This is a genomic window from Comamonas jiangduensis, assembly GCF_030162955.1.
Lineage (GTDB): Bacteria > Pseudomonadota > Gammaproteobacteria > Burkholderiales > Burkholderiaceae_C > Comamonas > Comamonas jiangduensis.
This window is the reverse complement of sequence record NZ_JARXOV010000011.1, coordinates 14,328-35,803: the sequence shown is the minus strand read 5'-3', so window position 1 is coordinate 35,803 and position 21,476 is coordinate 14,328. Positions and strand designations below refer to the sequence as shown.

Below are 21,476 nucleotides of genomic sequence, written 5' to 3'. Positions count from 1 at the left end.
CAGGCAGGAGACACCATGAGCATGAACAAGCCCCCGCGCGTCTGGGTCAGCAATGAAAAGCCCAAAGCCGGCGACATTCTGCGCGTGCGCGCGCAGATGGAACACGTGATGGAAACCGGCCTGCGCAATGACCCAGCCACCGGCAAACCTCGCCCGCGCCACATCATGAATCACTTTGAAGCCAAGCTGGGCGGCAAGCTGATCTTCACGTGGGATCCCGGCACCTCGATTGCCCAAAACCCCTATATCGAATTCACCTTCAAAGCCCGCCGCAGCGGTGAGCTGACCATGCTGTGGAAGGACGATCAGGGCCAGACACTCACCGCCAGCAAAACCATTACCGTGGGCTGAGCGCACAGCAGTCACCCAACAAAAGCCCCGCTGCTTGCAGAGCCAGCGGGGCTTTTGCTTTTTGGCTGCACCAGGGTCTAGGCCTGTGCAGCGCTGGGCTCTACGGTGGTATCTGTGTGGATTGCCTGCGCACCATACACCACCACCTTGTTGCGCCCCGTTGCCTTGGCTTGGTAGAGCGCCTCATCCGTGTGCTGCAGCAGGGTTTGCACATCCTGCCCATGCGCAGGAAAACTGGCCAAGCCGCAGGACAAGGTCACGTGCAGCGTCTGCTGCTCCAGCCTTCTTGGCAGATGGGCAAAAGCCTCACACAGTTGCTGCGCACGGTCTTGAGCGACCTCTAAGGCCGTATCCGGGAAGAGCACCAAAAACTCATCTCCGCCATAGCGGAACACCATATCTTGCGAGCGGTTGTACTGCATCAAGTGGTGCGACAGCGCCAGCAGCAGATGGTCTCCGGCTGCGTGGCCATAGGTGTCATTGACCTCTTTGAATCGGTCCATGTCCAGCAGCATGACCGCCAGGGAAGTCCCCCGGGCTGCACATTGCTGCATCAATTGCGGTAGCTTTTGATCCAGCATGCGGCGATTGAAAAGCCCTGTGAGCGGATCGCGCGTTGCTTGCTCTGCCAGCAAATCTTTGAGCGCCTGAATTTCTGACAATTGCTGGCGCGTTTGGGCGCGCTGCTGGTAGAGCTTGGAGGCGCGTAAAAAAGCGTCTTGCGCAAATACGGTCAAGAACAGCATCAAGGTGAACATGCACAAGCCAGTGGCCCACATGCCGGTGTCGGGCTGAAAAGACAAGGGCTGCACACAGGCCACAGCAATCACCCCCAGGCCCATCGCCACAAGTGCGCTGGCCCAGCCCTTCCAACTGGCAAATGCAATCAAGTTAACGCTAGTGGCGATAAACATGGCAAAGCTAATCCACAGCGGAAAGCCCAGGCCTGCCGCCCAGGCCCCGAAGCCAAAGCCATCCAGCAGCATGTTGCGCACCTCCGCCCGGCGCGGGTTGGCAGCAAGGCAACCATGCACATATTGCAGCTGGGGGCCAATAAAAAATTGCAGTACCAGCAGCGCCCATGCCAAATCCGAGGCATGCATGGCGTGCAGATGAAAACCTACTGTCAGCCCCAAAAGCGCAAAACAGATGGAACGATTCTTCCAATTCATGCGCACGGCCCAATGCGCATGAGCGGGTTTAAAGTTATGAATCGAAACCATGCAATGACTTAAAAAAGGATAGGGAATCAGCGATAGGCGGGCGCGAAGTGAATTGCCAGACTGGCCAGACAGCAACAGCGGATACATCGGTAAAAGTGCTTTGGGATTCTGCGGTGCGACCCGATGCGAGTCACACGCGGGTAAACCCTAATCAATCGAAATTAAAGGCAAATCAACGGCAGGTGACTTGGCACAACTCGACCGTCCTCACGCCTGCTTCGCAGCCCTCCACGCCTGCGGATTTTTAAGAAGAAAATATGCTCAAAGCGCTTATAGATAAAGCACAAGTAGCTATCTAAATTCACTGTGCTTACCCGTCTCCCACATCTGCCGGGCGATAGGTGCCCGCCTTCTGCGGTAACGTCAATCTTGCCGCTCATCTGGGCACACAGTTTTTGCCACGGCAAGACTACGGGCCGTCAGAGCACTTACAGCCCCAGCGCACGACCCAAGACTTCATACGGATGGAAGCGGCATGCTTTGCGTCAGCGCCATGCCAAAGGCCACTGGCCGCTAACCCGGCATAACAAAGAAAGGGCTCGGCACCGCCAGTGCAGATTCCCCAACCAAGGCGCCAGCGCATCCCGGGCCAATCTATGGGAGCTTCTATACATGCGCCCCTAGCAGGCCCAACAAAAAGCCCCGCAGGCTTTTCAACCTGCAGGGCTTTGTGCTTTATGCATTCAATAAGCCGCTATCGCTGATGCAGTAAACGCTAGCAGCTATCAAATTATTTTCCGTGATAGCGCCCGGGGCGATGGCTGACAGCCAAGAAAATGCCCATCACCACCGCTGCCAAGATGGACCACAGCACCCGCTCCAAGGGCACTACCCACAGCGCCAGTGCCACCACCGCGCAGTCAATCGCCATCTGCACCTTGCCTGCGGGGATGCCCCATTTGTCTTGCACATACAGCGAGACAATCGTTGCGCCCCCCAGGCTGGACTTGTGCCGCGCCAAAAACAGCACGCCGGTGCCCATCAGCAAGCCACCGGCAATGGCGGCAAAAGCCGGGTGCAAATAATCGATGTGAATCAGGCGCGGGCCCAACTCCGTAATCAACGAAAGCAGGGCCACCGAGACAAACGTCTTGACCGTGAACTCTTTGCCCACATACTTCCATGCAAACCAGTAAAACGGAATGTTGATCGCAAAGTAAATCGCGCCAAACGACCAGCCCGTGGCGTAGTGCAGCACAAAGGCCAAGCCCGCCGTGCTGCCCGTGAGCAAACCTGCCTGCGCATACATCATCATGGTGATGCCCACAAACAGCGAGCCCGAAAACAGCGCTTGCGCGTCTTCATACGGGCCGTGTTTGACTACGGCGACGGGGGCTGGCGCAGCCAGGGAAGAAGCCGCAGACGCGCTGAGCGCGGGCTCCGAGACAGGCGAAGAGGTGGTGGTGCTCATGGCGGATACCGGTTTTTCACACTGCCAGCTTGTGGCCGCAGCGCAAACGTACATGCAAATTGCTAAGCAAGAAGCACACCACCAGAAGTTCTTTCTGGGGGGCGCAATGCCTACAACGCAGCACCGGGTCACGGCGCTGACAGGTTTTTGCTGTAATGCAGCAATTACACCACCGTCCTGCGCCGCTGCTTAGATTTCGCCACGTTTTTTCAACAGGTGCTCAGCGATCACCCTGGGGCAGCTTGATGCGGCTGCCACTTTTTTTCACTGTGCCATTGGCACCAAAGGTCACGGTAAATTCCATCTCCTGATTGGGCGGGTCAATCCAGTTCCAGTCCCAATCCGTTTCTTGCTTGAGCTGGTAGGTCATGCGCTGGGCGGGCTTGCCCAGCATGCGGCGCACCTGCTCCTGCGTCATTCCGGGCTGAATCTGCTCGAACACATGCGGAGTCAGCACCTGGCGCAGCGCCGTCATCACGCCATCGCTGCCGATGGTGATCATGTAGTTACGGTGACCCATGGGCTGGCGAGGGTATTCGAAGGTGCGCGAACCATCGGGCTCGGGCCAAATGGTCTCGGGCTCGCCGAAGGCTTTGCGCACATCAATCTCGGTAGACAGCCCTTCTTCCAGGGTGTCAATTTTTTGCTGGTCACAGCCAAGCAGCGCAAAAACGCTGGTGGCCAGTGCGGCCACCGTGGCTACGACACGGTTCAGTAGGTTCATGGACGGTGTCCCGCTAGAATCGTCGATCTAGAGAGGTTACCAGTCCATGTCTATTTTTGCCCGCCCCCACTACACATCCGATGCCACCGATTTCATCAACCAGATGAAAAAGGACAACCCCCAGCTCGAAGCCCAGCAACTGGCTGGTCGCGCCCTGCTGTGGGACAAACAGGTGAATTACGAAGTGCAAGCCGACTCCGAGCAAGCCCGTGTGGCCCAGCAACCCTACGTGTACCAGTCCAACCACTGATTACGTATTAGCAGTGTTTTTATGGCCCAGCCCTTGATATACAAGCGCTGGGCGCTCTTATTTATTAAGCTGCATGAGCGAAAGCGCTTCTGACAACGCCCAATCCGAGCTGCCTGTTACGGCGGCTTCGGACAGCCCAGACCTGATGCCCACCGTGGTCGATCAGGTGGCACTGGCGCGTCTGTACGGAGAGCCGCTGTTCAAGCTGCCCAACGACCTGTACATCCCCCCGGATGCACTGGAAGTTTTTTTGGAGGCGTTCGAAGGTCCGCTGGACTTGCTGCTGTATTTGATCCGCAAGCAGAACTTCAACATCCTCGACATCCCCATGCTGGCGGTGACCCAGCAGTACCTGCGCTATGTGGACGAGATCCGCAGCCGCAACCTGGAGCTGGCGGCCGAGTACCTGCTGATGGCAGCCATGCTCATCGAGATCAAGTCACGCATGCTGCTGCCGCCCAAGAAGAAAGAGGGCGAGGAAGAGGCCGAAGACCCGCGCGCCGAGCTGGTGCGCCGTCTGCTCGAATACGAGAAGATGAAGCTGGCCGCGCAGCAGATCAACACTCTGCCGCAGTACGGGCGCGATTTCCTCAAGGCCCAGGTGCACATCGAGCAAAGCCTGCAGCCCCGCTTTCCCGATGTGGCGGTGGGCGAGTTGCAAGCCGCCTGGCGCGACATCCTCAAGCGCGCCAAGCTGGTGCAGCACCACCGCATCACGCGCGAAGAGCTGTCGGTGCGCGAGTACATGAGCCAGATCCTCAAGCAGCTGCAAGGCCAGCGCTTTGTGGAGTTTGAACGCATCTTCGACCCCAGCAAGGGCAGCACCGTGCTGGTCGTCACCTTCATTGCCCTGCTGGAGCTGGGCAAGGAAACCCTGATCGAAATCACCCAGGCCGAGGCCTACGCCCCCATCTACGTGCGCCTGGCCTACCGCCCGGCCGCGACAACCGCCAGCGCCCCGCTGGAACTCGAAGAAGAGCTGTACGAGCGCGACTGAGGCGCCCAAAGGCGAAAGGCCAGGTACTGGCCCGCGCAGCGCTCCGTCGGGCATCGCCCCTCCCGCCGCCTCCGCAAGACGGCCCACCGACCCCTTCTACCCGGACACCGTTGCACACTGCGCCGTGCTGCGCGCGGCCACCAGGAACTCCGGCCCGCCCCACGGTTCACCGTGCACTCCTGCACGGGGCATCGCCACACCACCTGGTTGCCGGAAAAACTGGGCCGGCCTGGGCGCCCCCCACCGCACCCTGCTGCTGCGGCGCTGATGGCGCCATTCCCGCCGCCGCCCCGCAAGACCGCCAGGCCTTGTCGGCCTGGTGACGCGCACCCAGCCCCTATCGGTGCCGCGCAGTCACCATCCAAACAGGCTGCATACCTTGCAAGACCTACGCCTTCAGCTATGGTTTTTCAACACCCCGGCACCACACCGCCATTCCCCATAGATTCACTCAACTTTTAAGCACTGTTTTTCAGTGGCTGCAGTTTTTTTCATTTCACAATACAAAATATTTTGGCTTTTTTTGCCAAAAAACCGTAACTACTGCCAATTCATGCCGATAAATGCCGCCTTTCTGCAGCAATTGATGCAACTGCGGCACGTCCACTCCCTGCAATTGAGCGCCAATCGCTGCACGTTGCACACAAAAGCCAAAGCCCGCTGACAAAACCCCTGCAAAACCAGCCAACTTCCTTTATTCAACCGCCAAAATTAACCCAATCCACAGCATCTCCTGCCAAACCCAGCCACCAACTTTTCGCTGCGGACAATCGATTTTTTTGTGCTGACAATGAATGGCATCCCTGCTTGCAGGCTTTTCGAGGAACCATTCCCATGTCCCACCCCAGCGAGACTTGCGCCCCCCCCGTGGCCCAGCCCATGCACTGGCACCAGCCTGCCGCCCCCGTCACCGACAGCGGTCACCAGCGCTGGTCGGTCGAGGCCGTCCAGCAACTGCTGGACCTGCCCTTCATGGAACTGCTGTACCGCGCCCAGACCGTGCACCGCCAGCACTGGCCCGAGGGCGAGATCGAGCTGGCCACGCTGCTGTCGGTGAAGACCGGCGGCTGCCCCGAGAACTGCGGCTACTGCCCGCAGGCGGCCGAGTTCGACACCGGCGTGAAAGCCGAAAAGCTGATGAGCGTGGAGGAAGTCACCCGCGCCGCCAAGGCCGCGCAGGATGCCGGGGCCACCCGTTTTTGCATGGGCGCCGCCTGGCGCGCGCCCAAAGACCGCGACATTGAGAAGATGAACGCGCTGATCGGCGCGGTGAAAGGCCTGGGCCTGCAGACCTGCGCCACGCTGGGCATGCTGCAGCCCCACCAGGCCCAGTCGCTGCGCGAGGCGGGGCTGGATTACTACAACCACAACCTGGACACGGCGCCCGAGTACTACCAGGACGTGGTCAGCACCCGCCAGTACCAGGACCGCCTGGACACCCTGGCCGCCGTGCGCGGCGCAGGCATCAGCGTGTGCTGCGGCGGCATCATCGGCATGGGCGAAGCGCCGGTGCACCGTGCCGGGCTGATCGCGCAGCTGGCCAATCTGAACCCCTACCCCGAGTCTGTGCCCATCAACAGCCTGGTGCGTGTACCCGGCACGCCGCTGGCCGACAGCGAACCGGTGGACCCGCTGGACTTCGTGCGCGTGATTGCCGTGGCCCGCATCACCATGCCCACCGCGCGCGTGCGTCTGTCGGCCGGCCGCCAGCAACTGGGCGAAGCCGTGCAGACGCTGTGCTTCATGGCAGGCGCCAACTCCATCTTCTACGGCGACAAGCTGCTGGTAACGGGCAACCCCAATGTGGAAGCCGACACCACGTTGCTGCGCAAGCTGGGGCTGCAGGGGCTGAAGACCACGACCACGGCGGAATGAAGATCGCTTGAAAAAGAGGAGCTGATTGCGACGGTAGGTAGTGGGTTTGACGCTGATTTGGTTTGCATCCGCCCATGGACTGACGTCCATTCCTCATGCAGGGGCAGAGGCCGGGAGTTCGCCCCGGCGGGCGAGTCGCTTTCTTTTGCTTCGCCAAAAGAAAGTGACCAAAGAAAAGGCGAGCCTGGCAGGCGGCTGTCCGGCGGAACTCGCTACGCGCCTACGTCGCTCTGCTCACACAGCCGCCGGAAATCAGAAGGACATCCTTGTGGTGCGCGACGCTTGCGCGCGCACGGGTGGCGCTGTGCCTCTTTACGTCTGCATGCTTCGTCACAGCGCTGGCTCTTCCCGCAGGCCTGTCGCAGCAGCGCTGCGAGACAGGACTGCCACCCGCCACCTGGCTTGCCGTGGCTGTCTGAGCGCAGCGCCTGCGGCGCGTAGCGAGTTCCACGGCAAAGCGCTCGGCAGAGTCGCCTTTGCTTTACCTCCTTTCATTTGGCGAGACAAATGAAAGGAGGTCACCCGCCGGGGCGAACTCCCGGCATCCGTCGAAAAAGCCCGCAAAGCATCCCCAAAAGTTCAAAGCCATTCAGCCATCCACCCCAATCCCAACCAGCGTCAACCGCTCTACTTTTTACAACCAAGCGGCTCAAGCATGCATCTCGCCACACGTTCAGGAGTTATTGCAATGACCCCCTCTGACCTCGCCACCCGCAGCCTCGCGGCCGTCTGGCACCCCTGCACCCCCATGAAGCGGCACGAGACCGAGCCCCTGCTGGCCGTCGCACGTGCGCAGGGGCCGTGGCTGTATGACACCGCAGGCCACCGCTACCTGGACGCCATCAGTTCCTGGTGGGTCAACCTGTTCGGCCACAGCCACCCACACATCCGTGCCGCGCTGACCGATCAGCTGCAGCAGCTGGACCACGTCATGCTGGCCGGTTGCACCCACGCGGCCGTGGTAGAGCTGTCGGAAAAGCTGGCCGTGCTGACCGGCCTGGGCCATGCCAGCTATGGCAGCGATGGCGCGTCGGCCACCGAAATGGCACTAAAGATGAGCACCCACTACTGGCGCAACGTCGGTCGGCCCGAAAAAAACTGCTTTGTCGGTCTGGCCGGGGGCTACCACGGCGAGACCGTGGGGGCGCTGTCCGTCACCGACGTGCCCATCTTCCGCAGCGCCTATGCGCCCCTGGTGCGCCTGTCCGCCACCGTGCCCAGCCCCGATGCGCGCGCGGCCCCGCCGGGTGAAACTGCGGCCGACGTGGCCCGGCGCGCCGCTGCGGCGCTGGAAGCCTGGCTGCAGGAGCACCACGCCCAGACCGCCGCGCTGATCGTGGAGCCGCTGATCCAGTGCGCCGCCGGCATGGCCATGTACGACGCCATCTACCTGCGCCAGGCCCGTGCGCTGTGCGACCGCTACCAGGTGCACCTGGTGGTCGACGAGATCGCCACCGGTTTTGGCCGCACGGGCAGCCTGTTCGCTCACCAGCAGGCCGGCATCACGCCGGATTTCATCTGCCTGTCCAAGGGCCTGACCGGCGGCACCCTGCCGCTGTCGGCGGTGCTGACCACCGACGCCGTGTACCAGGCCTTCTACGGCACCGAGGCGGCACGGGCCTTTCTGCACTCGCACTCCTACACCGGCAACCCGCTGGCCTGCCGCGCCGCGCTGGCCACGCTGGAGCTGTTCGAGCAACTCGACACCCTGCAGGCCAACCGCGCGCTGGCGGCGCAGCTGACCACCGCCTTCGCCCCGCTCAACGCCCACCCGCGCGTGCGCCACGCCCGCCAGATGGGCATGGTCTGGGCCTGGGATGTGGAGACGGCGCTGCCCGACTTTACCCAGCGCTACCACGCCGCCGCGCGCGCCCGTGGGCTGCTGCTGCGGCCCATCGGCCACACGCTGTACTGCATGCCGCCGTATGTGCTGGATGCCGACGAGGTACAGCACCTTGCAACCCAGGCGCTGGCAGCGCTGGAGGACTGCTTGCTGCAAGAAGCAGAGCTGTCAGCGTAGGTGCATCAAGCGCTAGAGGCCTAAAAGATGCATAAGCAGCGTGTTTTCTTTCATGGACAAGTGGGTCTATCCAAGCGCGGAGGCCGGGATTTCGCCCCGGCGGGCGAGCTCCTTTCTGGTGGCGCCCAGAAAGGAACCAAAGATGCGCTCGGCAATTCCTGCCGTGGAACTCGCTGCGCGCTGGTGCGCTGCGCTCAAACAGCCACGGCAAGTCAGGCCATCGATGGCAGACCTGTCTCGCAGCAAAGCTGCGGCAGGCCTGCGGGAAAAGCCAGCGCTGTGACGAAGCATGCAGACGTAAAGAGGCACAGCGCCACCCGTGCGCGCGCAAGCGTCGCGCACCGCAATGATGTCCTTCTGATTTCCGGCGGCTGTGTGAGCGTAGCGCCACAGGCGCGCAGCGAGTTCCGCCGGACAACCGTCGGCAGACGCGCTTCTTTGGTGACTTTCTTGTCGCGGACAAGAAAGTCACTCGGCCGCAGGGACGAACTCCCGGCCCCTGCCGTCAAATCAACCACACCCCACCTAAAAAATCACTGATCAGGAGCCCCCAACCATGATTGCCTGCTTTGTCACCGGCACCGACACCGGCGTCGGCAAGACCCTGTCCAGCTGCGCCCTGCTGCACGCCCTGGCGCGGCACCACCGCCGAGTGGTGGGCATGAAGCCGGTGGCGTCCGGCGCCGAGCCGGATGGCCAGGGCGGCTGGGCCAATGAGGACAGCCTGGCGCTGCGCGCGGCCTCCACCCTAGTGGTGCCGCCGCAGCTGGACAACCCGGTGCTGCTGCCCGACCCAGTCTCGCCCCACATCGCCGCCGAACGCGCGGGTGTCACCGTGCAGCTGGCGCCCATCTTGCAGGCCTACCAGCAACTGGCGGCCCAGGCCGATGCCGTGGTGGTGGAAGGCGCAGGCGGCTGGCAGGTGCCGCTGTCCCCCCACCTGCGCATCGCCGATCTGGCCGTGGCGCTGCAGTTGCCGGTGGTGCTGGTGGTCGGCCTGCGGCTGGGCTGCATCAACCACGCCCTGCTGACGGCCGATGCCATCCGCGCCAGCGGGCTGCCGCTGGCGGGCTGGATCGCCAGCCGCGTCGATCCGCAGATGCGCGAACCCGAAGCCAACCTGGCCTACCTGCGCCAGCACCTGGGTGCACCGCTGCTGGCCGACCTTCCCTGGCAAGCGCAGCCCGATGCGCTCTCCGTCCCCGTCCAACTGCCCCCGGCGTGGCAATGACTCCTCCTTCCCAGCCATGAACACCCTCTCCCCCACCTCCTGGCTGCAGGCCCTGCCCCGGCAGCTGGCGGCGCTGGATGCCCAGCAACTGCGCCGCACCCGCCGCACCGTGGCGCCGCAGCAGGGTGCACACATCACCGTCAACGGCCAGCCCATGCTGCAGTTCTGCAGCAACGACTACCTAGGCCTGGCCCGGCACCCGGTGCTGATCGAGGCCGCACGCGACGCGGCGCTGCACTTTGGCGTCGGCTCGGGCGGCTCGCCCATGGTCAGCGGCCACAGCACGGCGAATGCGGCGCTGGAGCAGGATCTGGCGCAGTTCCTGCAACTGCCACGCGCGTTGTACTTCTATGCCGGTTTTGCCACCAATGCCAGCGTCATCCCGGCCCTGGTCGGTGCGGGCGATGGCATTTTTTCGGACACGCTGAACCACGCCAGCCTGATCGACGGCTGCCGCCTGTCGCGCGCCAGCATCCAGCGTTACCCGCATGGCGACCTGGCCGCCCTGGAGGCGCTGCTGGCGGCCAGCCCCTGCGCACGCAAGCTGGTGGTCAGCGATGCCGTGTTCAGCATGGATGGCGATGTGGCCGACATCCCCGGCCTGCTGGCCCTGTGCGAACGCCATGACGCCCTGCTGATGCTGGACGACGCGCACGGCCTGGGCATCCGCGGCCCGCAGGGCCGGGGCAGTCTGGCCGCCGCCGGTCTGACGGGCGCCCACGCCAGCCCGCGCGTGCTGTACATGGCTACGCTGAGCAAGGCCGCTGGTGCGGCCGGCGGACTGGTGGCCGGCAGCGAAGACCTGATCGAATGGCTGCTGCAGACCACGCGCAGCTACACCTTCGCCACGGCCGCGCCGGCCCTGCTGGCGCGCGCGCTGCAGGCCAGCCTGCGGGTCATCGAAGACGGTGATGCCCTGCGTGCGCAGCTGCAGGCCCGCATCCAGCAGCTGCGCACGGGGCTGCAGCCGCTGCTGGCGCGCACCGGCTGGCGCCTGCTGCCCTCGGACACGCCCATCCAGGCGCTGGTCATCGGCGACAACGGTGCCGCCCTGGCGCTGATGGAGGGCCTGCGCCAGCGCGGCCTGTGGGTGCCCGCCATCCGCCCGCCCACCGTGCCGACGGGCACGGCGCGCCTGCGCATCGCCTTGTCGGCCGCGCACACGGCTGCGGATGTGGCCGCCCTCGTGCATGCCTTGGGGGTGTTGGCCGATTCCATGCCGCCGGTCGAGGCACAATGAGCGCCAAATTTGACACCACAACCAGGAGAACACCATGCCCCACATGACCGTGGAATACACCAACAACCTGCAAGGCATCAACGAAACCACGCTGATGGCTGCACTGACCAACGCCGTCTGCGACCACCCCACCGTGGCCGATGAAGCCGATGTCAAAGCCCGTATTGCCGCGCTGAGCAGCTACCAAATTGGTCGCAACAACGCAGGCCGCGCCTTTGCCCACGTGGAACTGCGCCTGATGGCCGGGCGCACGGCTGAAGTGAAGAAAGAGCTGTCAGACCGCCTGGCTGCAGTGCTGAAAGCAGAGATTCCTGCGCAAGCCGGGCTGCAGGTGCAGTTGAGCGTAGACATTGTGGACATGGACAAGCCCAGCTACTTCAAGGGCAAGCTGTAAGGATGCGCCCAACCTGCCCGGCTGCGCTACTTCGCTCCCGGGCGAGGCGCTCTGAGCACTGAACGTTGAGCGCCACGTGCTCCCGCAAAAAAGGCCATGGTCCAACGACCATGGCCTTTTTGATGCCCTGTGTGCAGGGCTGCCGCCTGTTTCACACGCTACGAATGCACGCCACCGTGGATGTAATGCTCCAGTTGCGCAATGGTGAACTGCTGTGCCGAGATGATTTGCTTGACCAGGTCACCAATCGAGATCAGGCCCACCAGCTGCCCGCCGTCCATCACGGGCAAGTGGCGCAGGCGTTTGGAAGTCATCAGTTGCATGCACGCATCGGTGGTCTGAGAAGGCTCCACAAACAACACGGCATCGGTCATCACATCGCGCACACGGGTCTGGTCAGACGTACGCCCCAGCAGTGCCACTTTGCGTGCGTAGTCACGCTCGGTGAAGATCCCCACAATCGTGTCCCCCTCTTTGACCAGCAGGGCACCAATACCCTTGTCAGCCATCAAGCGCAACGCGCTATACACCGTATCCGATGGGGCGGCAGCATAAACGGCAGGGTCTGCCTTGGATTTGAGAATCTCTGCAACTGTGGTCATAAAACACCTCTCTGCAAAAAACATATGCGTGCTTGCATTTCAGCCTGTCCTTGTGCGCAGTGCAACAGGGCTTTCCACCCATCAGGCTGTCATCCGCCCTCGCCATCGCCATCGCCGCTTTGCGGCGCAGCAACCATCTGGGCCGGCACCCAGCCTCTCAAGCTGTTGATAAACGCCCACTGCTGAATATGGGGAATATCCGCCACGCGGATCACCCCCTCCACCAGGCGGCCTTCAGCCAGCGCCACCTGACGGCCCACGCCGTTGAGCAAACCGCAGTGCAGCGCAGGCGTCACCCATTGCCCATCGATCCACGCCGCCACATTGCCGCGCGTGCCCTCGGTGATTTCGCCCGCTTCGTTCCACAACACGGTGTCCAGCAGATGGGGCGGCGGTGCAAAGCGCTCGTAATGCGCACGGCGGCTGGTTTTAAAGCGCACAAACTCGCTGTGTGCCTCTGCCAAAGGGGCAGGCGCCAATTGCAGATACGCCAGTGGCGGCGCAGGGCTGCACACCTCCACCCGGCTGTCGAACAAACCGTTCTTGCCCAAGGCGATACGCACGCGCCACACACCGCTGGGGTGGGTGGCTTGGATGTGCTGCAGGGTGAGCTGCAAAGCCGCGTCGTGGAAGGGGTAGCCAAAATGCTGCGCCGCTGCTTGCAGACGCTGCACATGCCAAGGCAGGTGGCGAAAGTGTCCTGCTTCCAGCGCCAGGGTGGTGATGACTTCAAAGCTCATGCTCACTCTTTCCACAAATGCACGCTTGGCGTGCCATTCTTGCCATTCCCCCTTCGCATGCGCGCTGGCAGTGATGCCGCTGCCAATACCGCAGCGCAGCGTTTGCCTGGCCTCGCCCTGCACCACCACGGTGCGAATCGGCACGTTAAAGGTGGCACGGATGCCGCCTGCGCCGTCCGAATGCACCACCCCCAGCGCCCCGCAGTACCAGCCACGCGGCTCGGCCTCCAGCGCAGCAATGGCCTGCATGGCGGCCCGCTTGGGTGCACCCGTGACAGAGCCACAAGGAAACAAGGCTTTCACCACCTGTAGCAACGAGGTGCCTTGGGGCAAGCGTGCGCGCACATCCGACGTCATCTGCCACACACTGGGCAGGGCCTGCACATCAAACAAGCTGGGCACGTGCACGCTACCCACCTCGGCCATCTGGCCCAAGTCATTGCGCAGCAAATCCACAATCATCACGTTCTCGGCCCGCTCTTTGACCGAGGTTTGCAAATGCTGCGCCTGCGCGGCGTCTTGTGCAGACGTTGCGCCGCGTGCGGCAGTGCCCTTCATCGGCCGGGTCAAAATGTCGCCGCTGCCGGTGGCGGGCTGGTGCCAGTCAAAAAACAGCTCGGGGGAGACCGAGGCCACTTGCTCAGCCCCCATGTCGACATACAGCGCATAACCACCCGGCTGTGCCTGCTGCAAAGCAGCGAACAACGCTGCGCCATCCACCGCCTGAGAGGCATGGCCGTGCAACTGCTGGGTGAAGTTGATTTGGTAATAGTTGCCTTGTGCAATGCCGCTGTGGATGGCCTCGATCACTGTTTCAAACTGCGCATAGTTCAAGCCACTTTCCCAGGCTAGCGGAGGCGTGGCTTGGCATGCACCATCATTTTCAGGAGCGCTATCCAGGGGCCCATCAAACACGGCAAACCACGCCAAAGGCGCTGCGGCAGGCTGGGTAGGCAATGCTGCATTCAACGCACTGGCCGCCTCATAGCGCAAGCCCCCCACGCACCAGGCACCGGTGCGGGCTGCTTGCTCCACTTGCTGCAAAAGGTTTTGCAGCGCCTGCGGCGTGTGTGCTTGCAGGACTGCGCGGGGATGGGAAAAAGCGTGGCGCAGGCGTTCCGTGCCAGCCCGCAGGGGCTGGCTCATATCGACATACGCGGTGGCGGGGACAATGGCTGTCATACAGGTCACCAGCATAGCGAGATGCGCACTAAACCTGGGTTGCTTGCCGCGAAGCACTGCACAAAAGTACGCCACGCACTGCAGCACAACCCGCGCATTTTTCAGCGCCAGACTTGCGCGCCCTCAGGCCCTGCCGAAGGAAGTCGGCAATAATTTGCGCCGGAGGTGTGCACAATGACGGATTCGCTTGCTACTGGATTGGACTTTGAGGACATGTTCAATCTCGCGCCAGTTTCGCTGTGGATGGAAGATTACAGCGAACTCAAACGGCTGTTTGACCAATGGCGTGCCGAAGGCATCACCGATCTCCTGGCCTTCCTGCAAGCCGACACCTCCCGGCTGGCGCGCTGCAGCGCCGCCTTCAAAGTGCTGCGCGTCAACCAGTACACGCTGGAGCTGTTTCAAGCCCCCGACCAGGCCACGCTGCAAAGCCGTTTGGGCGAAGTGTTTCGGGACGCCATGCTCGACAAGCTCATGCCCGAGTTGCTGGCGCTGTGGGATGGGCAGATGCGCTTTGAAAACCGCTCCATCAACTACGACCTGCGGGGCAATCCGCTCAACGTGCAGATCCGGGGTCAGATCTTGCCCGGCTATGAACACTGCTGGAGCCGTGTCCTAGTCTCTTTGGAAGACATCACCGCCGAAGTGCGAAGCACCGAGCAGTTGCAGCGTAGCGAGCACTACGCCCGCGATTTGTTTGAATACTCGCCCGTCTCCCTGTGGGTGGAGGATTTCCGGGAAGTCAAACGCCTGCTCGACGAGGTGCGCAGCCGCGGCATCAGCGATTTCAAGACCTTTTTGAAAGTGCACCCCGAGTTTGTGACGCGCTGCATGCAGGAAATCCGCGTGATCGACGTGAACCAGCAAACCCTCAAGATGTTTGGCGCGCACAGCAAGCATGAGCTGATGCAAAACCTGCGCCAAATTTTTCGTGGCGAGATGTACAACTCGTTTGCCGAGCAGCTGCAAGATTTGTGGGACGGCAAGCTGGTGCAGCAGCGCGAGGTGGTGAACTACGCGCTCTCCGGTGACCTGCTGCACATTCACCTGGAGTTTTCGGTGATGTCCAGCCATGCCAGCGACTGGGGGCTGGTGCTGCTATCGCTGGTGGACATTACCGCCCGCAAAAAAGCCGAGGCGTACCTGGAATACCTAGGCAAGCACGATGTGCTGACCCAGCTGCGCAACCGCGCTTTTTACTCGGAAGAGCTCAACCGCCTGACACGCAAAGGGCCGTGGCCGGTCTCCGTGATTGCCTTGGACATGAATGGCCTCAAGGCCATCAATGACGAGCATGGCCACGCGGCGGGCGACGCCATGCTGCGGCGCATTGGCGAAGTGCTGTCCAAAGCCGTGGATGCGCCCGACTGCGCTGCACGCATCGGCGGGGATGAGTTCATGGTGCTGATGCCCGGCACGGACGAACGCGGTGTTCAGGCCATGCAAGAGCGCATAGCCTCACTGCTGGAGCTGAACAACCAGTTCTACGCCGGCCAGCCCATCCACATGGCCATGGGCTCCACCACCGGCCATGAGGGCACGCCTATCGAAAATGTGGTGCACCGCGCAGACCAGGCCATGTATGCCGAGAAAGTGCGCTTTTACCAGTCACGCACCCACTTTTTCCAGTCTTCCGAGCACGACCGGCGCATACCGCCTTCCAGCGAAGGCTGAGTCGGCAGCCCGTTGCCACCGCAGGGCTTGGCAGCCGCGCTACCCACGCAAAGCCAAGGGCATATGCATGCGACTGGCGGATTGAAAAATTCAAGCAAAATCAGCCTCCAGCGCTTACCAGACAAGCGCTATCAGCTATCAACTTTTACAGCTACCGCTTTGTCTCCACGCCCTTTGTGCCCCACCTGTTTGCGCCCCTTGCAGGCCTGCTGGTGCCACTGCATCCACACCGTAGCCAGTCCGGTGCAACTGCTGGTGCTGCAGCACCCGCTGGAAGTAGGGCACGCCAAAAACACGGCGCGCCTGCTGCACCAATGCGTAGCAGGCAGCCGCCTGGAAGTAGGAGAAGTTTTTGCGGCAGCTGACTTGCAGCAGTGGCTGCATGCTCCCTGGCCCGGTCAAGCAGCAGATGCCCCGGTGCACACCGCCCTGCTCTACCCCGCCACTGCGCCCGATCCACAGCTGCCGCTGCTCGCGCCTCCCGCACTGCCGGGGGCATGGCTTGCGCAGCCGCAGCAGCTGCGCTTGGTCGTGCTGGATGGCACCTGGCGCAAAAGCCGCAAAATGCTCTACCTCAACCCCGCCTTGCAGCAGCTGCCACGCCTTGCGCTGCACGATGTGCCTGCGGGCCGCTATGTGATTCGCAAAGCCCATGCGCCGGGGCAACTCTCGAGTTTTGAAGCCGCAGCGCTGGCACTGGCCCAGCTGCACGGCTGGAGTGACTGCCACCCGGCATGGCGGGCGCTGATGCAAAGTTTCGATCACGCCATGGCCCACCACCAGCAGTTGCAAGCGCAACACCGCGCCAAGGTGCAGCCTCCAGAGGTCTGAGGGCGCCCCTTGGCCACCTAGGGCAAAGGCCTCTGAGCGCGCCTCAGCACTGGTAAGCCCCTACCTTGTCTGCCCCCTGCAAAGGGTGAATCGACAGCCCATCGCAGCGCACATGGACCACGCCCCCCTGGGCAAACTCCAGCTCCATGGTCACCACCCCTTGCAGTTCGCAAGGCAGGGGCAATTTCTGAATGCGCTGGCTGGCGTGCAGCACAAAGCCTTGGCGCAGACGCCCCATGCATGCCGAGGTGTCCAAGGCCTCCCAAGGCTCTGCGTGCTCGGCCGTCAGCACCACCGGGGCCCAGACCGTATCCGCCCGTGGGTCATTCGCATCGCGCAGCCGTGCTGCTGAAAAATGCAGCTGCAAACGGCCATCCTTGCAAGCGCAGCGGGATACTTCAGAATCCGCAAATTCAAAAATCATAGAAAAACCCCTTTCTGTGCCACATGCGCAGCGCCGCGTGACCACTGGGCCACTGCTGCCCACATCTTTTCCATGGCGGGCAGCGGGAACACCGCTCGCCACGTCCAGCAATTCCAAGGTATCACGGGTATTGAGAACGTCGGTGGTCAGCAGTTTGGCCCATCCAACGAAGGCCCACAGCCCGCTTTGCACGGGCACCAAAGGCTGGATCAGGCCTGCGGCGCACGCACCGTGTGCGCGGTTTCCTCCAGCGCCTGCACCAGCCAGTCCACCTCAGGCACTGCGGGTCGGTGCAAGGGCAGCAGCATATGCACTTGAAACGGAATGGAAAAAGCCAGCCGCCGCACCACCAAGCTGCTGCCTGCACAGGCCTGCGCAGTGAGAGGATTGACAATCGCCACACCCAGCCCGTGCTGCACCATGGCACACACCGCCACGGCACTGAGCGTTTCCAGCAGCATCTTGCGCTGCACGCCTGCCTGGGCAAACACCGCATCAATCTGCATACGGTAGCTATCGTCACGCGCCAGACTGATGAACGCTTGCCCCTCAAAGTCTTGCGCACTGAGCACCTGCTTGGCGGCCAGCGGGTGCTGTGCAGGCAGCACCGCCACCTCATCCATGGCGGGCAGGGAACGCATGCGCGTGCCCGGCGGTGGCTCGGCCACTTCGCTCAGGCCCAGGTCAAAGCGCTGGGCAGACATCCACTCTTGCAGGAGCGGGCCGTCTTGCGTGGCCACACTGACCGCCACCTCACCGTGGTTGCGTTGCAAGCGCTCCAAGGCACCGGGCAGCAAAGCGTGGCTCAAGGCGGGCATGCTCAGCACGCTCAAACTGGCATGGTGGGGCTGGCCCAGCGCCATGGCGTGTTCCACCACACGATCCAGCCCGGCCCAGCTGCGTTCCACCTCATCCCACAGCCGCAGGGCACGGGCATTGGGGCGCAAGCGGCCTTGGCTGCGCTCGAACAGCGCATAGCCCAGCAAATGCTCCAGCCGCGCCAGCTCACGACTGACCGTGGGTTGCGAGGTAAACAGCAGCTGCGCTGCACCCGTGGCACTGCCCGCCAGCATCAGGGCACGAAACACTTCAATATGGCGATGGCCAATGCGTTCCGGATTGGGAGAAAGGGGGGGGGGCGGCATGCCCAAAGCATATCCAAAGTGAATAGTACTTTGATAAAGAAGCATTGGACTGCATGCAAAAAAATAGAGAAGATGGCTGCAGTTATCCCCCTCATAGGCCCCCAGCGCTTGCCGGACAAGCGCTAGCAGCTACGGAAATTAAAGTTATGTCTTGCTCTTTCTCGCCCGAACAACTGTGGAATTTGGCTGACGAATTTGGCACCCCGCTGTGGGTGTACGACGCCCAGGTGATTCGTGCGCGCATCGCCCAGCTTAAGGCGTTTGACACCATCCGTTTTGCGCAAAAGGCCTGCTCCAACATCCACATCCTCAAACTCATGCGCGAGCAAGGCGTGAAGGTGGATGCGGTATCGCGGGGCGAAATCTTGCGCGCCGTGGCAGCGGGCTACGTGGCTGGGGGCGAGCCTTCAGACATCGTCTTCACCGCCGACGTGATGGACGCTGCCACCCTGGCCACCGTGGTCGAGCACCAGGTGCCGGTGAACGCGGGCTCCATCGACATGCTGCACCAGTTGGGCGCGGCATCGCCCGGCCACCACGTCTGGCTGCGCATCAACCCCGGTTTTGGCCACGGCCACAGCAACAAGACCAACACCGGCGGCGAGCACAGCAAGCACGGCATCTGGCACACCGACCTGAATACGGCACTGGACGCGATCGCCCAGCACGGTCTGCACCTGGCGGGCCTGCACATGCACATTGGCTCGGGCGTGGATTATTCCCACCTGCAAGAGGTGTGCGGCGCCATGGTGGCACTGGTCAAGCGCGCCAAAGAGCACGGCCATGACCTGCAGGCCATCTCGGCGGGCGGCGGTCTGTCCATCCCCTACCGCGAAGGCGATGCCACCATCGACACTGCGCACTACTTTGGCCTGTGGAACGAAGCACGCAAGCAGGCCGAAGCCATCATCGGTCACCCCTTGGGGCTGGAAATTGAACCCGGGCGCTTTTTGGTGGCCGAATCCGGCGTGCTGCTGGGCACCGTGCGCGCCACCAAGGGCGCGGGCAGCAACCACTTTGTGCTGGTCGACACCGGCTTTAACGAGTTGATGCGCCCCAGCATGTACGGCAGCTACCACGGCATGCACATCCAGCGCCGCGGCGTGGGCGTGCTGCCTGTCACCCGCGACAGTGTGGTCGCCGGCCCGCTGTGCGAGTCGGGCGACGTATTCACCCAAGGCGACGGCGGCGTGGTGCTGCCGCGCGCGCTGGGCGATGCGCAAGTGGGCGACTTGCTGGTCATTCACGACACCGGCGCCTACGGCGCCAGCATGTCCAGCAACTACAACACCCGCCCGCTGGCAGCGGAGGTGCTGGTCGATGGCGCGCAGGTGCGCCTGATTCGCCGCCGCCAGACGGTGGAAGAGCTGCTGGCGCTGGAGTTGGGCCTGTAAAGCTTTTTGCAGCGCAGCGCGCAGCAGGCAAACAAAGGGAGTCGATAGGCTCCCTTTTTTGCAACTTTCATAGCTGTCAGCGCTTGCTGCACCTGCGCCAGCGGCTGATTTGGCTTATTAGAGACCCTCTTGCTTGGGATCGCGCGCCATCAGGCGCTGCACTGCGGCCTGCGGCGTGATGTGGCCGTCCAACAGCTCCACCACCGTGGCGGCGATCGGCATCTCCACGCCCACGGCCTGGGCGCGCTGCACCACGGTGCGCGCGCTGTACACACCCTCGGCCACGTGGCCCAGCGAATCCACGGCCTGCGCCAGCGTCAGGCCTTGCGCCAACAGCAGGCCGACCTTGCGGTTGCGCGACAGATCGCCCGTGGCGGTCAGCATCAGATCGCCCAGCCCGCTCAGGCCCATGAAGGTCTCGGGCTTGGCACCCAGGGCCACGCCCAGGCGCGTCATTTCCGCCAGGCCCCGGGTCAGCAAAGCCGCGCGTGCGTTCAGGCCCAGATCCAGCCCATCGCACAGGCCTGCGGCAATCGCCATCACGTTTTTCACAGCGCCGCCCACTTCCACGCCCACAATGTCTTCATTGGCGTACAGGCGCAGCGGCCCGGTGTGAAAAGCCGCCAGCAGTGCTTGGCGCACAGCGGGATGTTGGCTGGCTGCCACCAACAAAGTGGGCTGGCCTTTGGCCACTTCCTGCGCAAAGCTGGGGCCGCTCAAAGCACCGGCCAGCAAACTGGGCGCCACCTGTGCACACACTTCATGGGGCATCAGCCCCACGCCGCTGCCGCCTGCAGGCACGGCTTCAAAGCCTTTGCACAGCCATGCCACGGGCACCGACACCTGGGCTTGGGCCAGCGCTTGCAGGGTGCTGCGCAGCGCCGACATGGGCGTGGCAATGATGATGAGGTCCATGCCCTGCACCGCCTGGGCCAAAGGGGCCGCGCTGCACTGCAGCCCTTGCGGAAAGGCCATGCCCGGCAAATAGCGGGCGTTGCTGCCAGCGGCTTGCATATCCGCCACCTGCTGCGCATTGCGCGCCCACAGCGTGACATGGTGCCCCGCCGTGTGCCGCGCCGCCCCAATGGCCAATGCCGTGCCCCAGGCCCCGGCACCAATCACAATCAAATTCATAGCTTCTAGCGCTTATATGTATTGGCCCAGCGGCCAAAAAAGCATAAAAAAAGGCCCCGCACGCGGGACCCTCTTTTGTAGCACGCCCACAGGCTGGCAGTGTGACAGTGGCTTACTGCACGGTGCCTTCTGTCTGCGCTGCAGCGGCAGCGTTTTGCTGCTCGTACATGGCTTGGAAGTTGATTTCTGCCAGGTGCACAGGGGGAAAGCCTGCGCGGGTCACGATGTCGGCCACGGTGGCACGCAGGTAGGGGTAAATGATCTGGGGGCAAGCCACGCCAATCACGCCACCCATTTGTTCTTCGGGAATGTTACGGATTTCAAAAATACCGGCTTGCTTGGCTTCCACCAGGAACAAGGTCTTGTCTTCAATCTTGGTTTGCACGGTGGCGGTCACGGCCACTTCAAACAGGCCTTCAGCCACGGGTGTGGCTTCAACACCCAGTTGAATATCAACATTGGGCTGCTCTTGCTGCAGCAAGATACCGGGGGAATTGGGTTGCTCCAGCGACATGTCCTTCAGATAGACACGTTGAATCTGGAAAACGGGAGTGGCTTGTTCGGACATGGTGTCAGTCTTTCTTGCGCAAAGCTGCGTTCATAAAAAGGCCCGCTCTGCAGTGGCTGCGAGAGC

Annotated in this window: 21 protein-coding genes; 11 read left to right on the top strand and 10 right to left on the bottom strand. The window is 62.6% G+C overall.

From position 1 onward, the window contains the following. Positions 1–21: 21 nt before the first annotated feature. Positions 22–351, top strand: coding sequence for a thiosulfate oxidation carrier complex protein SoxZ (gene soxZ / locus QEP12_RS10090; RefSeq protein WP_284214198.1), 330 nt, complete (start codon positions 22–24; stop codon positions 349–351). A 77-nt stretch (positions 352–428) separates the two neighbouring features. Here the strand turns inward: soxZ and QEP12_RS10085 are convergent, their stop codons facing one another. From QEP12_RS10085 to bamE, 3 genes are all read right to left on the bottom strand, one after another. After that, positions 429–1,523, bottom strand: a complete 1,095-nt coding sequence (locus tag QEP12_RS10085; RefSeq protein ID WP_284214140.1) for a sensor domain-containing diguanylate cyclase — start codon at positions 1,521–1,523, stop codon at positions 429–431. Between the two features lie 781 nt (positions 1,524–2,304). Continuing rightward, positions 2,305–2,985: a YitT family protein gene (locus QEP12_RS10080; RefSeq protein WP_174862921.1), complete on the bottom strand. Its 681-nt coding sequence runs from the start codon at positions 2,983–2,985 to the stop codon at positions 2,305–2,307. A gap of 220 nt (positions 2,986–3,205) precedes the next feature. After that, entirely contained in the window at positions 3,206–3,709 is a 504-nt protein-coding gene (gene bamE / locus QEP12_RS10075) for an outer membrane protein assembly factor BamE domain-containing protein (protein ID WP_174862920.1), read from the bottom strand. Between the two features lie 46 nt (positions 3,710–3,755). Here bamE and QEP12_RS10070 point away from each other — a divergent pair, with 46 nt between their 5' ends. Further along, positions 3,756–3,959 carry a DUF3460 family protein gene (locus QEP12_RS10070; RefSeq protein WP_174862919.1) on the top strand — a complete coding sequence of 68 codons (204 nt, stop codon included), beginning with the start codon at positions 3,756–3,758 and terminating at the stop codon, positions 3,957–3,959. 145 nt (positions 3,960–4,104) lie between these two features. Beyond that, a complete protein-coding gene (locus QEP12_RS10065) occupies positions 4,105–4,956 on the top strand; it encodes a segregation and condensation protein A (protein WP_431308080.1) in 852 nt (283 codons plus the stop codon). A gap of 496 nt (positions 4,957–5,452) precedes the next feature. On the opposite strand, the gene QEP12_RS10060 is transcribed toward QEP12_RS10065, so the two are convergent. Continuing rightward, on the bottom strand, positions 5,453–5,644 hold the full coding sequence (locus tag QEP12_RS10060) for a hypothetical protein (RefSeq protein WP_284214138.1): 192 nt from the start codon (positions 5,642–5,644) through the stop codon (positions 5,453–5,455). A gap of 191 nt (positions 5,645–5,835) precedes the next feature. Here QEP12_RS10060 and bioB point away from each other — a divergent pair, with 191 nt between their 5' ends. The 5 genes from bioB to QEP12_RS10035 all read left to right on the top strand — a co-directional run bounded on the left by bioB (position 5,836) and on the right by QEP12_RS10035 (position 11,716). Further along, positions 5,836–6,831: a biotin synthase BioB gene (gene bioB / locus QEP12_RS10055; RefSeq protein WP_284214197.1), complete on the top strand. Its 996-nt coding sequence runs from the start codon at positions 5,836–5,838 to the stop codon at positions 6,829–6,831. A gap of 688 nt (positions 6,832–7,519) precedes the next feature. Then, positions 7,520–8,851, top strand: a complete 1,332-nt coding sequence (gene bioA, locus QEP12_RS10050; RefSeq protein ID WP_284214137.1) for an adenosylmethionine--8-amino-7-oxononanoate transaminase — start codon at positions 7,520–7,522, stop codon at positions 8,849–8,851. A 556-nt stretch (positions 8,852–9,407) separates the two neighbouring features. Continuing rightward, entirely contained in the window at positions 9,408–10,082 is a 675-nt protein-coding gene (gene bioD / locus QEP12_RS10045; RefSeq protein WP_284214136.1) for a dethiobiotin synthase, read from the top strand. A 16-nt stretch (positions 10,083–10,098) separates the two neighbouring features. Next, the gene (gene bioF, locus QEP12_RS10040) at positions 10,099–11,322 is read left to right on the top strand and encodes an 8-amino-7-oxononanoate synthase (RefSeq protein WP_284214134.1); all 1,224 of its coding nucleotides are present in this window, start codon (positions 10,099–10,101) and stop codon (positions 11,320–11,322) included. A gap of 34 nt (positions 11,323–11,356) precedes the next feature. Further along, positions 11,357–11,716 (top strand): 5-carboxymethyl-2-hydroxymuconate Delta-isomerase, encoded by a 360-nt coding sequence (locus QEP12_RS10035; protein ID WP_219162637.1) that lies wholly within the window; start codon positions 11,357–11,359, stop codon positions 11,714–11,716. A gap of 158 nt (positions 11,717–11,874) precedes the next feature. On the opposite strand, the gene QEP12_RS10030 is transcribed toward QEP12_RS10035, so the two are convergent. Together QEP12_RS10030 and QEP12_RS10025 are read right to left on the bottom strand one after the other, a co-directional pair. Further along, a complete protein-coding gene (locus QEP12_RS10030) occupies positions 11,875–12,318 on the bottom strand; it encodes a CBS domain-containing protein (protein ID WP_174864219.1) in 444 nt (147 codons plus the stop codon). A gap of 89 nt (positions 12,319–12,407) precedes the next feature. Beyond that, positions 12,408–14,240 (bottom strand): chorismate-binding protein, encoded by a 1,833-nt coding sequence (locus tag QEP12_RS10025; RefSeq protein ID WP_174864218.1) that lies wholly within the window; start codon positions 14,238–14,240, stop codon positions 12,408–12,410. A gap of 174 nt (positions 14,241–14,414) precedes the next feature. On the opposite strand from QEP12_RS10025, the gene QEP12_RS10020 reads away from it, so the two are divergent. Both QEP12_RS10020 and QEP12_RS10015 read left to right on the top strand, forming a co-directional pair. Next, the gene (locus tag QEP12_RS10020) at positions 14,415–15,914 is read left to right on the top strand and encodes a sensor domain-containing diguanylate cyclase (RefSeq protein WP_219162640.1); all 1,500 of its coding nucleotides are present in this window, start codon (positions 14,415–14,417) and stop codon (positions 15,912–15,914) included. A 159-nt stretch (positions 15,915–16,073) separates the two neighbouring features. Beyond that, positions 16,074–16,745, top strand: a complete 672-nt coding sequence (locus tag QEP12_RS10015; protein ID WP_219162641.1) for a tRNA-uridine aminocarboxypropyltransferase — start codon at positions 16,074–16,076, stop codon at positions 16,743–16,745. Between the two features lie 43 nt (positions 16,746–16,788). Here QEP12_RS10015 and QEP12_RS10010 read toward each other — a convergent pair whose 3' ends face one another. Both QEP12_RS10010 and QEP12_RS10005 read right to left on the bottom strand, forming a co-directional pair. Continuing rightward, on the bottom strand, positions 16,789–17,169 hold the full coding sequence (locus QEP12_RS10010) for a hypothetical protein (RefSeq protein ID WP_174864216.1): 381 nt from the start codon (positions 17,167–17,169) through the stop codon (positions 16,789–16,791). Between the two features lie 209 nt (positions 17,170–17,378). Continuing rightward, positions 17,379–18,314 (bottom strand): LysR family transcriptional regulator, encoded by a 936-nt coding sequence (locus tag QEP12_RS10005; RefSeq protein ID WP_219162642.1) that lies wholly within the window; start codon positions 18,312–18,314, stop codon positions 17,379–17,381. Between the two features lie 146 nt (positions 18,315–18,460). On the opposite strand from QEP12_RS10005, the gene lysA reads away from it, so the two are divergent. Then, on the top strand, positions 18,461–19,708 hold the full coding sequence (gene lysA / locus QEP12_RS10000; RefSeq protein WP_284214133.1) for a diaminopimelate decarboxylase: 1,248 nt from the start codon (positions 18,461–18,463) through the stop codon (positions 19,706–19,708). 117 nt (positions 19,709–19,825) lie between these two features. Here the strand turns inward: lysA and QEP12_RS09995 are convergent, their stop codons facing one another. Continuing rightward, positions 19,826–20,842 (bottom strand): NAD(P)H-dependent glycerol-3-phosphate dehydrogenase, encoded by a 1,017-nt coding sequence (locus QEP12_RS09995; protein WP_174862916.1) that lies wholly within the window; start codon positions 20,840–20,842, stop codon positions 19,826–19,828. Positions 20,843–20,954: 112 nt separating this feature from the next. Then, the gene (gene secB / locus QEP12_RS09990) at positions 20,955–21,410 is read right to left on the bottom strand and encodes a protein-export chaperone SecB (protein WP_219162645.1); all 456 of its coding nucleotides are present in this window, start codon (positions 21,408–21,410) and stop codon (positions 20,955–20,957) included. Positions 21,411–21,476 lie beyond the last annotated feature (66 nt).

Bases quoted from the DNA above. Each gene is read 5' to 3' on its own strand.
- QEP12_RS10020 (WP_219162640.1), top strand. From the start codon at position 14,415: ATGACGGATTCGCTTGCTACTGGATTGGACTTTGAGGACATGTTCAAT.
- bioA (WP_284214137.1), top strand. From the start codon at position 7,520: ATGACCCCCTCTGACCTCGCCACCCGCAGCCTCGCGGCCGTCTGGCAC.
- bioB (WP_284214197.1), top strand. From the start codon at position 5,836: ATGCACTGGCACCAGCCTGCCGCCCCCGTCACCGACAGCGGTCACCAG.
- secB (WP_219162645.1), bottom strand. From the start codon at position 21,410: ATGTCCGAACAAGCCACTCCCGTTTTCCAGATTCAACGTGTCTATCTG.
- lysA (WP_284214133.1), top strand. From the start codon at position 18,461: ATGTCTTGCTCTTTCTCGCCCGAACAACTGTGGAATTTGGCTGACGAA.
- QEP12_RS10085 (WP_284214140.1), bottom strand. From the start codon at position 1,523: ATGAATTGGAAGAATCGTTCCATCTGTTTTGCGCTTTTGGGGCTGACA.
- bamE (WP_174862920.1), bottom strand. From the start codon at position 3,709: ATGAACCTACTGAACCGTGTCGTAGCCACGGTGGCCGCACTGGCCACC.
- QEP12_RS10005 (WP_219162642.1), bottom strand. From the start codon at position 18,314: ATGCCGCCCCCCCCCCTTTCTCCCAATCCGGAACGCATTGGCCATCGC.
- QEP12_RS09995 (WP_174862916.1), bottom strand. From the start codon at position 20,842: ATGAATTTGATTGTGATTGGTGCCGGGGCCTGGGGCACGGCATTGGCC.
- QEP12_RS10025 (WP_174864218.1), bottom strand. From the start codon at position 14,240: ATGACAGCCATTGTCCCCGCCACCGCGTATGTCGATATGAGCCAGCCC.
- QEP12_RS10080 (WP_174862921.1), bottom strand. From the start codon at position 2,985: ATGAGCACCACCACCTCTTCGCCTGTCTCGGAGCCCGCGCTCAGCGCG.
- bioF (WP_284214134.1), top strand. From the start codon at position 10,099: ATGAACACCCTCTCCCCCACCTCCTGGCTGCAGGCCCTGCCCCGGCAG.
- QEP12_RS10010 (WP_174864216.1), bottom strand. From the start codon at position 17,169: ATGATTTTTGAATTTGCGGATTCTGAAGTATCCCGCTGCGCTTGCAAG.
- soxZ (WP_284214198.1), top strand. From the start codon at position 22: ATGAACAAGCCCCCGCGCGTCTGGGTCAGCAATGAAAAGCCCAAAGCC.
- bioD (WP_284214136.1), top strand. From the start codon at position 9,408: ATGATTGCCTGCTTTGTCACCGGCACCGACACCGGCGTCGGCAAGACC.
- QEP12_RS10065 (WP_431308080.1), top strand. From the start codon at position 4,105: ATGCCCACCGTGGTCGATCAGGTGGCACTGGCGCGTCTGTACGGAGAG.
- QEP12_RS10070 (WP_174862919.1), top strand. From the start codon at position 3,756: ATGTCTATTTTTGCCCGCCCCCACTACACATCCGATGCCACCGATTTC.
- QEP12_RS10030 (WP_174864219.1), bottom strand. From the start codon at position 12,318: ATGACCACAGTTGCAGAGATTCTCAAATCCAAGGCAGACCCTGCCGTT.
- QEP12_RS10035 (WP_219162637.1), top strand. From the start codon at position 11,357: ATGCCCCACATGACCGTGGAATACACCAACAACCTGCAAGGCATCAAC.